Raw genomic sequence first — 13274 nt, forward strand, 5'->3', positions numbered from 1 at the left:
GGGCTCACCATGGCCGGCTACTTCACGCGGGATCTCACCATCCGCCAGCTGCGCGCGCTGTCCGCGGTGCACGAGGCCGGTTCGATCACGTCGGCGGCCAATCGCCTCAACCTGACGCAGCCGGCAGTGACGCTCCAGCTCCGCAACCTGCAGGCACTCGCCGGGCTCCCGCTGATCCAGCGCACCGGCGACGGCATGGCATTGACGCACGCCGGCGCCCATGTGCTGACGCTGGTCGAACGGATCGAAGCGGCGCTGAAGGATTGCGAGCAGTCGCTCGACATGATCGCAGGCCGCAGCGGTGGACGCGTCGCGATGGGCGCGGTCAGCACCGCGAAATACTTCGTGCCGTTCGCGATCGCGGCGTTCTCGCGCCGCTTTCCCCAAATCGAGGTCACGCTCAGGATCGGCAACCGCGAGGAGATCCGCGATGCGCTGCGTGGCTACGACCTCGATATTGCCGTGATGGGCCGGCCGCCGGCCGACGTCGAGGTCGAGATGCGACCGCTCGGCCGGCATCCGCACTTCATCATCGCCGCGCCCGATCACCGGCTGGCACGACGGCGTCACGTCGCCGTCTTGGAGCTCGCCGGCGAGACCTTCATCACCCGCGAGCAGGGATCCGGCACGCGCATGCTGATGGAGCAGTTCTTCGAGCGGGTCGGGCTGACGCCGAAGATCGGCATGGCGATGGACAGCAACGAGACCATCAAACAGGCGGTGATGGCCGGGCTCGGCATCGCCTTCATCTCCCAGCACACCGTGTTTCACGAGCTGGAGGACGGACGGCTTGTGGTGCTGAAGGTGAAGGGACTGCCGATCATCCGGCAGTGGCACGCCGTCCGCCGCACCGACAAGATCCTGCTGCCGCCGGCGCAGGCCATGATGGACTTTCTCGGCAAGGAGGGTTGGCGCTATCTGCCGAACACGCGGTAGGCGCGGTTCAATCTATTAGCGAAACTTGAGCCGCAACCAGGTCCAGGCGATCACCAGCACCGGCGCGCCAACCGCGAGCCAGGACAGATAACGGCCGACGTCGCCGAACAGCAGCGCGGCCAGCAGCCCCGCCATCGACAAGAGCCCGAGCACGATGGGCACGCAAAAGACCGCGATCCAGCCCTGCGATCGACCGGAGGAAGACGTCATTGAGCCGGCACCGCGTGACCCATCGGCGTGGCCCGCGCCCGCTTCCGCCGCCGTGCGAACCAGAGATAGAGCCCGCTGCCGATCACGATGATCGTAAGGATATCCAGCACGGCCCAGATGATCTTCAGCGGCATGCCGCCATAGTCGCCGAAATGCAGCGGCTGCGAGATCAGGAGCGCCTGCAGATAGGCGGGCAGCGCCCTTTTATCCGAAACCTCTGCGGTTTCGCCGTCGAGCAGGACCGGCTTCAGCAGCCGCGAGGTCAGCGGCGTATCGCCGCGCATGAAGGCGGCGTAGTGATGCGACGAGGTGAACGGCGTTCCGGGATATGCGACGAACGCAACGTCCATGCCGGGCGCGGCCTGCTTCGCGTTCGCCACGACCAGATCGAGCGGCGCGAGCTTCACCGGCGGTGGCTTGCCGGCATAGGGCTTCACCATCTCGGCGAGCTCGTTTGCCTTCCACTGGTTCAGCATCAGCTCCGCCCAGGTATTGATCACGCCGGTCAGCCCGACCACCAGCGCCCAGACGATCGTGACCACGCCGATCAGATTGTGCCAGTCGAGCCAGGCGACCCGGCGCGCCGAACGGTCGCGGATGGTGGCAAACCGCATACGGCGGGTGAACGGCCAATACAGCACCACGCCGGAAACGATCGCGACCGCGAACAGCAGTCCCATCCCGCCGAGGAACAGCTTGCCGGGTTGGCCCGCAAACATGTCGGTGTGCAGCTTCAGCACGATCAGCATCGGGCCGACCCCGACTAGCCCGAGCGGCTTCGCCGTCACCGCATCGAAGGCACGCACGGTCGCGTCATCGGGCCTTCCGTCAGGTGCATTGTTGGTGAACGCCATGACGGCGCCCGGCTCATCCTTGTCCCACGACACATACTGCATCACTCGTCCCGGGTCGGCTGCGAGCGCAGCCTGTACGACCTGCTGCGCGGGCAGCGGCGGCCGCCCGGCTGCGGCCTCCGGCTGCGGCGCATAGCCGAGCGCCTCGTCGATCTCGTGGTGGAAGATCAGCGGCAGCCCGGTGAGGCATAGCAACAACAGAAATACGGTTGAGATCAGGCTGGTCCAGGTATGCACCAGCGACCAGATCCTAACGGTTCGCGCCTTCAGCCGCCCCCCCGTCACCATTTGTAACCCAGGCTCGCGGTAATGCGCCGCCGGTCGCCGTAGAAGCAGGAGGTCGTGCCTGCGCAACTCGCGACATAGATCGTGTCGGCGATGTTGACGACGTTCAGCGCGGCGCGCCAGCCCTGCCATTCATAGTGGATCGCAGCGTCTCCGAGCACCACCGAGGGGACTTCCAGCGTGTTCGCCTGATCGGCAAAGGACGAACCGACGTAGCGCACGCCGCCGCCGAAGCCGAAGCCGGTCAACGGACCCTGCTGGATGGTGTAGTCCGCCCTGATCGATGCCATCTGCTGCGGCGTGTTGGTCGGAGTCTTGCCGATCAGGGCCGGGTTGAGGTCCTTGCTGGTGAAGAGATCGTAGGTCGTGAGCGCGCCGATCAGCTTCAACCCGGGCAAGGGATTTGCGACGGCCTCGACCTCGAAGCCGCGCGAGGTGACCTCGCCGGTCTGGTTCTGCAGCAGCGGGTTGTTCGGATCGGTCGTCAGCGCATTCTGACGCTTCAGATCGAACCAGGCGAAGGTGAAATGGCCGTCGAAGCCCTTCGGCTCGACCTTGACGCCGACCTCGGTCTGCTGGCCGGTCTCCGGCAGCAACAGCTGGTTCGAGGCGTTGAGGCCGATCACCGGATTGTAGCTGGTCGCATAGGACACATAGGGCGCGACCCCATTGTCGAAATTGTAGATCAGCCCGGCGCGGCCACTGAACTTGCTGTCCTCACGATTGTACAGCGTGACGCCGCTCGGCCGGTCACCCTGGCTGGTCGACACCCAGTCGTTGCGACCGCTCAGCACCAGCGTGAAGCGACCGAGCTTCATCTGGTCCTGCAAATAGGTGCCGAGCTGCTCCTGCGTGATCAGGTAATTGCGGAACGGCGCGCTCGTGAACGGCAGACTTCCAAGGCCGTAGACGGGGTTGAACACGTTGAGCGACGGCGTCGTGCCGAACTGGAAGTTCTGGTAGTCGTCGATCCGGTAGTCGCGCAGGTCGAGCCCGAACAGCATCGTGTGTTTGACCGGGCCGGTATCGAAGCGATATTCGAGCTGGTTGTCGAGATTGGCCTGATTGGCCGTGTCCTTCGCATACCAGTTGTAGCGACCGAGATCGCCGGCTGCCATGTCGGTATAGCCATTGCCGACCAGGCCTCTATACGTCACGTCGACATGCGCGAAGCGGGCATTCTGGCGGAAGGTCACGTTGTCGGAGAGATTGCGTTCGAACTGATAGCCGAGCATTTCCTGCTCGCGCGTGAAGGTATCGATCGAGGGATCGCCGACGAACAGACTGGTCGGAATCCGACCGAACGGCGCGTTGGTGACGGTACCGACATAGGGCAGGAAGTTGATGCCGCGCGTTTCGTTGCGTGAGGCGGACGCGAGCACGGTGAAGGTGGTGTCGGCATCCGGCTTGTAGGTCACCGACGGCGCAATGAAGTAGTTGTTGTCGGGCGTGAAGTTGACCTGGGTACCGCCATTCTGGACCTGGCCCACCACGCGATAGAACAGCTTGCCGTCCTGCGATTGCGTCGCGACCGGACCACCGACGTCGAAGCCGACATAGGCATTGCCGAAATTGTTGACGCCGGTTTCGATATAGCGGATCGGCTCCGCCGGCGGCATCTTGCTGATCGCGTTGACGATGCCGCTGGGGCTGGAGCCGCCATACAGCACCGCCGAGGGACCGCGCAGCACCTCGACGCGCTCGAGATCGAACGGCTGCAGCTTCCAGCTCGCATAGGATGTGTAGAAGAGCTGCATCCCGTCGAGGAACAGACCGACGTCGTCGGACTTGAAGCCGCGGATCAGGAACCAATCGTTGCGCGTGTCGGCGCCGAACGTGCCGGCAAGCACACCGGCCGAATAGCGCAGCGTCTCGTCGAACTTGCCGGGCTTCTGGTCGCGGATCTGTTCGCTCCCGACCACCGACACCGACTGCGGCGTCTCCATGATCGGGGTATTGGTTTTGGTTCCGGACGAACTGCGGTGGGCGACATAGCCCTGGATCGGACCGCGCGGGCTCTCGACAAGGCCGACATTGCGAACCGGCGGAGGTTTTTGCGACGCGGCTGGCCGCGCAGCGCGCTGGATGCGACGTGGCGCCGCAGTGGTCGTTCGCCGCCGCGTCTCGGGAGACGCAACCACCACTGGCGGCAACGCCCGCGCGCCGGATTGCTGCGACGAGGTCGTCGTCCCCTGCGCAAAGGATGAATGCGGCAACAATGCCAATGCGGATGCGGTCGCCGACGCGGCGATCCGCAATAGACATGAATGGTTCAATGCGCCCTGCCCAACTGTAACGGAGTCCCATGGCGCGCCGATTTCGCATCCGGCGTGCCGTTGCTCGGGCTTACGCGAGGGATGAAGATTTCTCTAATAGAAGGGCTCTTAGAAGCGATCCAAGAGTTCGAGCTTTGCGTGCGGCACGCGATGTGGCTGACGCGCTCTCGCGCGATGGTTGCCATGGCAAGTGGCGAGCGGAACTCGCTTCGGTCGATTGCGCCGCGCGTGCGGCAATGCACCACAGGCCCGACGGGTCCAATACAAATGCACTCGTCGTCTTAACTTACCAGCGGCCGGCCGCGGCCCGAGAGCCGCACGCGCCCGGTTGAAAAAGTCGAGGTTGTACCACCCCTTAGCCATTGCGCTCGAGCGGTGTGCGTGCGACATCTTGGCTGCGGAATGCGCACAGTTCCATATCCCTGCGAGGGAGGATGAACCTGCAAACCCCGTCCCCGCCGATGCCTGACTTCAAGGCGTTGTTCGAGGCGGCACCCGGCCTCTATCTGGTGCTGACTCCACCCGACTTTCGTATCGTGGCAGCGAGCGAAGCCTATCTGCGCGCCACGATGACCGAGCGCGCTGCGATCCTTGGGCACGAACTGTTTGAAATATTTCCAGACAATCCTGACGATCCGGCTGCCGACGGCGTGCGGAACCTGCGGGCGTCGCTCGAGCGTGTGGTCCAGTTCAGGCGAGCCGACACCATGTCGGTGCAGAGATACGACATCCGTAAGCCTGATTCAGAGGGCGGCGGCTTCGAGGAGCGCTTCTGGAGCCCGCGCAACTCGCCCGTGTTCGGACCAGGCGGACAGGTCAGCTACATCATCCACCGGGTCGAAGACGTCACCGAATTCATTCATCTGAAACGCCGGGGCGCCGAACAGGACAGGCTGGCGGACCGGCTGCGCGAGCGCACCGAGCAGATGGAAGCCGAAATCTTCATGCGTGCACGCGAGATCGAGGCCGCCAGGGAGCAGCTCGAGGCCGAGCAGAAGCTGCTCCAGGTGCAGAAGATGGAGGCGGTGGGGCACCTCACCGGCGGCATCGCGCACGACTTCAACAACATCCTGACCGTCATCACCGGCCTGATCGACATTCTCGCCGACGCGGTGGCGCACGATGCCGCGCTGTCGTCGGTCACCAAGATGATCAGCGATGCGGCCTCACGCGGCGCGGAAGTGACCAAGCACCTGCTCGCCTTCTCGCGGCGACAGCCGCTGCAACCGCGCGAAGCGGACCTCAACACGCTGGTGCAGGATACCGCGCGGCTGCTGCGTCCCTCGCTCGGCGAACAAATCGAGATCGAGACGTCCCTCGAGCCTGACGCATGGACGGCCTTCATCGATCCCAATCATATGGCGACCGCGCTGCTCAATCTCGCGGTCAATGCGCGCGATGCGATGCCCGAGGGCGGCAAGCTGATGCTCGAGACCGGCAACGTCGTGCTCGACGAGACCTATGCCGCCGCCAATCCCGATGTGCGGCCGGGCGAATACGTCATGGTCGCGGTGAGCGATACCGGTGAAGGGATCCCAGAGGCGATCCGCGAGAAGGTGTTCGAGCCGTTCTTCACCACCAAGGACACCGGCAAGGGCACCGGCCTGGGCCTCAGCATGGTCTACGGCTTCATCAAGCAGTCCAACGGGCACCTCAAGATCTATTCCGAGGAGGGCCACGGCACCTCGATCAAGCTCTATCTGCCGCGCAGCAGCGGCAACATGGTCGACGCCGAGCCGCCCGCCCTTGTCGACGCGCGCGGCGGCAGCGAGTCCATCCTCGTCGTCGAGGACGATCCGCTGGTCCGCAACTACGTCAGCGCCCAGCTCGAGCAGCTCGGTTACCGCACCCTGGTGACGGCCAACGGCCCCGAGGCATTGGCCGCGCTCGACAAGGGGTTTGTCTGCGACGTCCTCTTCACCGACGTCATCATGTCCGGCGGCATGAATGGCCGGCAGGTCGCCGATGCCGTCACCGCCAGGCTGCCGTCAGTGCGGGTGCTCTTTACCTCCGGCTACACCGAGGATGCGATCTTCCACCACGGCCGTCTCGACCCCGACGTGACGCTGCTGCCGAAGCCTTATCGCAAATCCGATCTCGCTCGGATGATCCGGCAGGTGCTCACCCAGCCGCCCGCGGCGGCGGCCAAGTAGCGCGGCCGCCTAGATTAGGGTCCGAAGCTCGAGCGGCTCTGGATCTTGCACGCGCTACCGAGCAGGCTCAGCAGGTACAGCGAGTCGTAGACGCCGATGACCGAGCCGTCCTCGCGATAGCGCGTGTACGGGACCGGATAGGTGCGCCTTCGCCGGCGAGGACTCGCATTTAGCCTGGTCGTCACGCGAGTTCTTCGCCTCGACGGTGTAGGTCGCGGCCACCTCCGGCATCATGCATCTCCGCTCTTCTTGCTGGACTGGTCGGCAAGCACGGCGCATCCCGACAGGAACAGCGCCGCACAGGCCTTGGCGCGCGCTTCGATCTCGCTGCGCGGCGGCACCGGCTTGTGTCCGAACATCACGTCACGCTGCGGCTGGAAGATGAGCATCCCGAGTAGCATGCCCGCGGCAGCTTCGACATCGTCCAGCACGATCCGTCCCCGCCTCTGCTGAACGCCCAGCCAATTGGCCAGCGCGGCAATGGTCCGCTGCATGGCCTTTTCGTAGAATGTCTCGGCAATGTCGGGGAATTTGTCGCTCTCGGCCAGGATGATGCGTTGCATCGCGATAACCTCGGCGTCGAGCACGAGATCGGCGCACGTCAGCAGCGCAGCCTCTAGCGCCGCTGCGATATCGCGACCATCACAGGCACCGAGGTTCACGACCGAGACAAACCGATCCATCCGGTCCGTCACCATCCCTTCGAACAGCGCCAGCTTGGTCGGGATCAGCCGGTAGAGCGTCTTGGTGGAAACGCCGGCCCGGCCGGCCACGTCGGCGATATTTGCCGCAGCGAACCCGCGCTCTGCGAATTCACGCCGCGCCGCTTCGAAGATGAGCGCGCGCGTTTCATCGTCGGAGCGAAGCTGCGGCCGTCCGCGGCCGCGCCGCTCCGGCGCTGGCGCGCTTCCCTCTGTCTGAGATTTGGCCTTCCCGTTCATCCGGCGATCCGAGCCATGCTTTTAGATGATGCCTGTCATTCTATTGACAGTCCCAATATGGGCTCTATTTTGGAAAACATCAAGTTTCCTAATTAATCGAACGGCCGGTTACGAGAAATATCGCGCCTTTCCAACAGGATAGAATGATCAGGAGCGTCTGCCATGAGCCAGCATGAAACGTCATTCAAGGCCGAGAGCCAGGTTCCGGCCGAGACCGCCAAGCAGTTGATCGCGAATCCCGAGGCGGCGAAGCCGCCCGCCCAGAAGGGCAAGCTGCGCCGCCTGCTCCTTGCCGGAGCGGCCGTCGCCGTGCTTGCGGGCGCAGCCTGGTACGGCTGGGACTATTGGACGGTCGGCCGCTTTCTGGTCTCCACCGACGATGCCTATGTGAAGGCCGACAATACGACGATCGCGCCCAAGGTCTCCGGCTATCTCAGCAACGTGCTGGTCGGCGACAACGAGCACGTGCACGCGGACCAGGTGCTGGCGCGGATCGACGACCGCGACTTCAAGGTGGCGCTCGATCAGGCCAAGGCCGACGTCGCCGCCGCAGAAGCCGCCGTCACCAGCAAGCGCGCCCAGCTCGACGTGCAACAGTCCGTGATCGAAGCGGCCCGCGCCACGCTTGCGGTCGACACCGCAGCGCAGACCTTCGCCGCGCAGGAGAACAAACGCTACACCGACCTTGCCGGCACCGGCTTCGGCAGCGTGCAGAACGCGCAACAGGCGCAGTCGCGCTACGCCAGCGCGCAGGCCGCCATTGCGCGCGATACTGCCAACCTGGCATCCGCACTGCGTCAGGTGGAGTTGCTCAAGGCCGAGATCGCCCAGGCCGTCGCGGCGCAGGAACGGGCGAGCGCGCTCCAGCATCAGGCCGAGCTCAACCTCGGCTACACCACCATCACCGCGCCGATCGACGGCGTCGTCGGCAACCGCACGCTGCGCACCGGTCAGTTCGTCCAGGCCGGCACGCAATTGATGTCGTTGGTGCCGGCCACCGGCGCCTACGTGATCGCGAACTTCAAGGAGACGCAGCTGACCGACGTCCGCAAGGGCCAGCCGGTGGAGATCGCCGTCGACATGTTCCCCGGACAGGTCGTGCGCGGTCACGTCGACAGCCTCGCGCCCGCGAGTGGTCAGGAATTCGCTCTGCTGCCGCCGGACAACGCGACCGGCAACTTCACCAAGGTGGTGCAGCGCATTCCCGTGAAGATCGCGCTCGACGCCACAGCGGTCGAACTGCGGCCCGGCATGTCCGTGATCCCGACCATCGCGACATTGTCGCGTCCGGCTTCCGCATCGCACACGAATTCAACTCCGAAAGTCGCTGTCGCCTCCTTCAAATAGGTGATGCCATGTCCGACCTCGCGCTCTCCTCCCCGGCTGCCTCGCCCCGCGCTACAGCCGTAGCCATCGATCCCAACCGCGCCAGCCCGGCGGTGTGGATTTCCGTGTTCGCCGCGATGATCGGCGCCTTCATGGCGATCCTGAACATCCAGATCACCAACGCCTCGCTGCTCAACATCGAGGGCGGCATCGGCACCGGCGTCGACAACGGGTCCTGGATCTCGACGTCGTACCTGATCGGCGAGATCGTGGTGATCCCGCTCACCGACTACCTCAGCCGTGTCTTCTCTTTCCGCAACATCATGATCGGCCACGCCACGCTGTTCGCGGTGTTCTCGGTTGCCTGTGCCTTCACCCACGATCTTCCATCGATGATCGCGATGCGCGGCCTGCAAGGCTTCTTCGGCGGCGTGCTGATCCCGATGGCTTTCACGCTCGTCTTCACCAAGCTGCCGAAGCCCCAGCAGCCGATCGGTCTTGCCATGTTCTCACTTGCGGTGACCTTTGCGCCGGCGATCGGCCCGACCATCGGCGGCTATCTCACCGAGAACTACGGCTGGCAGACCATCTTCTTCGTCAACGTGATCCCGACCGCGGTGATGGTCGTGATCCTCTATTTCACGCTGGAACGGCAACCGATGCAGCTCAAGCTGCTGCGCGAAGGCGACTGGCTCGGCATCGTGACGATGGCGATCGGCCTCTCGGCGCTGCAGGCGGTGCTGGAGGAAGGCAACAAGGACGACTGGTTCGGCTCGCCCTTCATCGTTAGGCTCGCGGTGATCGCCGCCGTCTCTCTCAGCCTGTTCGTCTGGATCGAGCTTGTCGTGGAGAAGCCGCTGATCCGGCTGCGGCTGCTGGCCCAGCGCAGCTTCGGCTTCGGCACCATCTCGTCTGTGTTTGTCGGGTTCGCTTTGTTCGGCTCGGTCTACCTGCTGCCCGCCTATCTCGGCCAGGTGCAGCGCTACAACGCCGAGCAGATCGGCCAGGTGCTTGCCTGGACCGGTCTGCCGCAGCTCATCCTGATCCCGCTGGTCCCGATACTGATGAAGCGCTTCGATGCCCGCTTCATCGCCTTCACCGGCATGATGCTGTTCGCGGTGTCATCCTTCATGAACATCTCGATGTCGCTCGATTATTCCGGCGACCAGTTCTTCATTCCGAACATCGTCCGTGCGGTCGGCCAGGCGATCATGCTGGCGCCGCTGTCTGCCGTCAGTCTCGGCAGCGTTGCACCGCAGGACGCCGCGGCCGCCTCCGGCATCTCCAACATGATGCGCAACCTCGGCGGCGCGATCGGAACGGCCCTGCTCGCTACCATCGTGACCAAGCGCGAGCAGTTTCACTCCAACATCATCGGCCAGTCCGTCGACCTCGGCCGCGAGGAGGTACGCTCGAGGATCGCCGAGGTCACCAACTACTTCCTCAGCCACGGCATCACTGATCCCGCCGCCGCGCATCAGCAGGCCATTATCGTGCTCGGCAACATCGTGAAGCGTCAGGCGCTGGTGCTGGGTTTCAGTGATACCTTCGCCGTGATCGGTATCGTGCTGGTTATCGCCGCGATCGCGATCCTGCTGACCGGCAAGTCGAAGGGCACGGCCGAAGGTGGCGCGGCGCACTGATCTCGGGAGCGGCGGCCGCTCTCGACGCACGCCGTCGCTCTTTTCTCAACTCGCCTCGCGCAGCTTGAAGCGTTGGATCTTTCCGGTCTGCGTCTTCGGCAGCGCCTCGACGAAGGAGATCGCGCGGGGATATTTGTACGGCGCGATCGTCGCTTTGACATAGTCCTGCAACAGCTTGACCTCGATATCGTCGTCACGCGCGCCAGGTTTCAGCACGACGAAAGCCGAGACGATCTGGCCACGCTCCACATCCGGCGCGCCAACGACCGCACACTCCGCAACGTCGGGATGTCCGAGCAGCGCGGCCTCGACCTCGGGACCGGCGATGTTGTAGCCCGCCGAGATGATCATGTCGTCGGCGCGCGCCACGAACGACAGCCGGCCGCTCTCGTCGCTGACGAAGGCGTCGCCGGTGATGTTCCAGCCGTCGCGCACATAATTGGTCTGCCTTGAGTCGGCCAGATAGCGGCAGCCCGTGGGCCCGCGAACCGCGAGCTTGCCGACCGTTCCGGGCGGCAGTTCGTTCATGTTCTCGTCGACGACCTTGGCCTCATAGCCGGTGACCGGATGGCCGGTCGTCCCGCCCACCGCGCTGCCAGCGCGGTTGGTGATGAAGATGTGCAGCAATTCCGTGCTGCCGATGCCGTCGAGGATCGGCTTTCCCGTCTTCTTCGTCCAATTTTCGAACACCGGCGCCGGCAGCGTCTCGCCCGCCGAGACCGCCAGCCGCAGCGACGACAGGTCGGCCCCCTTGTCCATCGCCGCCATCATGGCGCGATAGGCGGTCGGCGCCGTGAAGCAGATCGTCGCCTTGTAGTTTTCGATGATCTTGACCATCTCGCTGGGCGCCGCATTCTCCAGCAGCGTCGCGGTAGCGCCAAAGCGCAGCGGAAAGATCGCAAGCCCGCCGAGACCGAAGGTGAAGGCGAGCGGCGGCGATCCGACGAAGACGTCGTCCGGCGTCACCTTGAGCACTTCCCTTGCATAGCCGTCCGCGACGATCAGGAGATCGCGGTGGAAATGCATCGTCGCCTTCGGCTCGCCCGTCGTGCCCGACGTGAAGCCGAGCAGCGCCACATCGTCGCGGCCGGTCTTCACCGCATCGAACTTCACCGGCTTGTTCAGCGCGATCCGGTCGAGCTCGGCGTCATGGTTCTGTGTGCCGTCGAAGTTGACGACCTGCCTCAGGAACTTGCTGGTCTTGGCGCAGGCAACCAGCTCATCCGCGATACGGCTGTCGGTCAGCGCCAGCGAGATCTCGGCCTTGTCGACGATCTTTGCCAGCTCACCCGCGCGCAGCATCGGCATGGTGTTGACGACGACCGCACCTGCCTTGGTCGCGGCAAGCCAGGCCGCGACCAGCGCCGGATTATTGCCCGAACGGATCAGGACACGATTGCCCGGCTTGACGCCGTAATTCTCCACCAGCGCATGAGCCAGGCGGTTCGACCAGTCGGTCAATTCCTTGTAGGTACGCTGGCGGCCGTTGCCGATCAGCGCGATGCGATCGCCCATGCCCTGCTCGACGATGCGGTCGGTCAGCTCGACCGCGGCGTTGAGATAGTCGGGATACTGGAATTCCGGCCGATCGAGCAGCAGCTTCGGCCATTGATGGAACGGCGGCAGGTTGCGCCGCGCGAAATCGTCAACGTGCCCTGATGGGCCAAGCCCAGCAATTTCACCTGACATTCGATTGCCCTCGCTTTCCATCCAGAAAGGCCAAGACCAACATCGAGAAACCAATATCGAGCACGCCCGCCAACGTTCCAGTCGCCCAGTTATTTTATACTTAAAGTAATTCGGCGCAAGAGTGGAATCGACGCCTCCCAGGGATTCAGATCTGTGTGAGCTCCTTCAACCGCAGCACCATCAAAGAATCCGGGTCGGCCAGCGGTGCGATCGCGGTAAAGTGGTTGGCATCCGGCACGAGGCCGAACCGTGTTGCAACGCCGGCTTTGCCCCAGACGTCGGCGATGGTCCGGCTCTGCCGATGATACTCGACGCTCTCGTTGCCGCCGACGACAGCGTCGAGCGTCCTTCCCTCGGGCGCGGTCCAGAACAGCGGGCTCGCCGCCCTTGCTGCGGCGCGGTCAAGACCGAGTGCCTTGTTGATGGAGGTGCCGACCAGCGGTTCGAGCTCAAACAGGCCCGAGATCGCGTAAGCAGCCTTGACCAGATTTTTCGGCAGCGACGCGTCGTAAGCGGGCCAATCGGTCGCCAGCATGCAGGCGGCAAGGTGCCCGCCCGCCGAATGCCCGCTGACCACAAGCGGACGTCCGAGCTTCGCCAGCTCGCGCGACGCCGCGCGCAACTGGCCGATGATGTCATCGACCGTGACGTTGGGGCAGAGATCGTAGGTCGGTACCGCCACGCTGATGCCGTGACCATTCAACCCCCGCGCGCAGTGGCTCGACGACGAGCCGTCGAGCGCCTGCCAGTAGCCGCCATGGATGAAGACGACCAGCGGGCCGCCGCTGTTACCCTCGAAAAGGTCGATGACGTTGCGGCTGCCTGGACCATAGGTCAGCCGCCGCGGCGGGTGCTGCTCGCGGTAGGCCGCGGAGTCCCTCACCCAGCCGGCCATCAGCGCTGGATTCTCCGGAACCCGCGCGCGATTGTTGTACTCCACCTCGTAATCGATCTCGGCCAC

General features: G+C 64.4%; 11 protein-coding genes. 4 read left to right on the plus strand and 7 right to left on the minus strand.

Annotated features, from left to right (window positions below):
- The first annotated feature begins 9 nt into the window (after positions 1-9).
- Positions 10-936 carry a LysR family transcriptional regulator gene (locus MTX19_RS24565; RefSeq protein WP_280979697.1) on the plus strand — a complete coding sequence of 309 codons (927 nt, stop codon included), beginning with the start codon at positions 10-12 and terminating at the stop codon, positions 934-936.
- A gap of 15 nt (positions 937-951) precedes the next feature.
- Here MTX19_RS24565 and MTX19_RS24570 read toward each other — a convergent pair whose 3' ends face one another.
- From MTX19_RS24570 to MTX19_RS24580, 3 genes are read right to left on the minus strand one after another with little or no spacing between them, the layout of a single operon-like run.
- Positions 952-1146 (minus strand): hypothetical protein, encoded by a 195-nt coding sequence (locus tag MTX19_RS24570; protein WP_280979698.1) that lies wholly within the window; start codon positions 1144-1146, stop codon positions 952-954.
- Complete coding sequence (locus MTX19_RS24575) at positions 1143-2237, minus strand: PepSY-associated TM helix domain-containing protein (RefSeq protein WP_280985507.1); 1095 nt, start codon at positions 2235-2237, stop codon at positions 1143-1145. The genes MTX19_RS24570 and MTX19_RS24575 overlap by 4 nt, the downstream gene beginning before the upstream one ends.
- Positions 2238-2281: 44 nt before the next feature.
- On the minus strand, positions 2282-4561 hold the full coding sequence (locus tag MTX19_RS24580; protein ID WP_280979701.1) for a TonB-dependent siderophore receptor: 2280 nt from the start codon (positions 4559-4561) through the stop codon (positions 2282-2284).
- A 434-nt stretch (positions 4562-4995) separates the two neighbouring features.
- Here MTX19_RS24580 and MTX19_RS24585 point away from each other — a divergent pair, with 434 nt between their 5' ends.
- Positions 4996-6714 (plus strand): ATP-binding protein, encoded by a 1719-nt coding sequence (locus tag MTX19_RS24585; protein ID WP_280979702.1) that lies wholly within the window; start codon positions 4996-4998, stop codon positions 6712-6714.
- A 14-nt stretch (positions 6715-6728) separates the two neighbouring features.
- Here the strand turns inward: MTX19_RS24585 and MTX19_RS24590 are convergent, their stop codons facing one another.
- Together MTX19_RS24590 and MTX19_RS24595 are read right to left on the minus strand one after the other, a co-directional pair.
- A complete protein-coding gene (locus tag MTX19_RS24590; RefSeq protein ID WP_280979703.1) occupies positions 6729-6899 on the minus strand; it encodes a hypothetical protein in 171 nt (56 codons plus the stop codon).
- Between the two features lie 45 nt (positions 6900-6944).
- Entirely contained in the window at positions 6945-7655 is a 711-nt protein-coding gene (locus MTX19_RS24595) for a TetR/AcrR family transcriptional regulator (protein ID WP_280979704.1), read from the minus strand.
- 162 nt (positions 7656-7817) lie between these two features.
- Here MTX19_RS24595 and MTX19_RS24600 point away from each other — a divergent pair, with 162 nt between their 5' ends.
- Both MTX19_RS24600 and MTX19_RS24605 read left to right on the plus strand, forming a co-directional pair.
- Positions 7818-9002: an HlyD family secretion protein gene (locus MTX19_RS24600; protein ID WP_280979705.1), complete on the plus strand. Its 1185-nt coding sequence runs from the start codon at positions 7818-7820 to the stop codon at positions 9000-9002.
- 8 nt (positions 9003-9010) lie between these two features.
- Positions 9011-10624, plus strand: coding sequence for a DHA2 family efflux MFS transporter permease subunit (locus tag MTX19_RS24605; protein WP_280979706.1), 1614 nt, complete (start codon positions 9011-9013; stop codon positions 10622-10624).
- Between the two features lie 45 nt (positions 10625-10669).
- Here MTX19_RS24605 and MTX19_RS24610 read toward each other — a convergent pair whose 3' ends face one another.
- Positions 10670-12313 carry an AMP-binding protein gene (locus MTX19_RS24610; protein ID WP_280979707.1) on the minus strand — a complete coding sequence of 548 codons (1644 nt, stop codon included), beginning with the start codon at positions 12311-12313 and terminating at the stop codon, positions 10670-10672.
- Between the two features lie 145 nt (positions 12314-12458).
- Positions 12459-13274, minus strand: a complete 816-nt coding sequence (locus MTX19_RS24615) for an alpha/beta hydrolase (RefSeq protein WP_280979708.1) — start codon at positions 13272-13274, stop codon at positions 12459-12461.

The organism is Bradyrhizobium sp. ISRA464 (genome assembly GCF_029910095.1).
GTDB lineage: Bacteria > Pseudomonadota > Alphaproteobacteria > Rhizobiales > Xanthobacteraceae > Bradyrhizobium.

Bases quoted from the DNA above. Each gene is read 5' to 3' on its own strand.
- MTX19_RS24595 (WP_280979704.1), bottom strand. From the start codon at position 7,655: ATGAACGGGAAGGCCAAATCTCAGACAGAGGGAAGCGCGCCAGCGCCG.
- MTX19_RS24565 (WP_280979697.1), top strand. From the start codon at position 10: ATGGCCGGCTACTTCACGCGGGATCTCACCATCCGCCAGCTGCGCGCG.
- MTX19_RS24585 (WP_280979702.1), top strand. From the start codon at position 4,996: ATGAACCTGCAAACCCCGTCCCCGCCGATGCCTGACTTCAAGGCGTTG.
- MTX19_RS24610 (WP_280979707.1), bottom strand. From the start codon at position 12,313: ATGTCAGGTGAAATTGCTGGGCTTGGCCCATCAGGGCACGTTGACGAT.
- MTX19_RS24570 (WP_280979698.1), bottom strand. From the start codon at position 1,146: ATGACGTCTTCCTCCGGTCGATCGCAGGGCTGGATCGCGGTCTTTTGC.
- MTX19_RS24600 (WP_280979705.1), top strand. From the start codon at position 7,818: ATGAGCCAGCATGAAACGTCATTCAAGGCCGAGAGCCAGGTTCCGGCC.
- MTX19_RS24605 (WP_280979706.1), top strand. From the start codon at position 9,011: ATGTCCGACCTCGCGCTCTCCTCCCCGGCTGCCTCGCCCCGCGCTACA.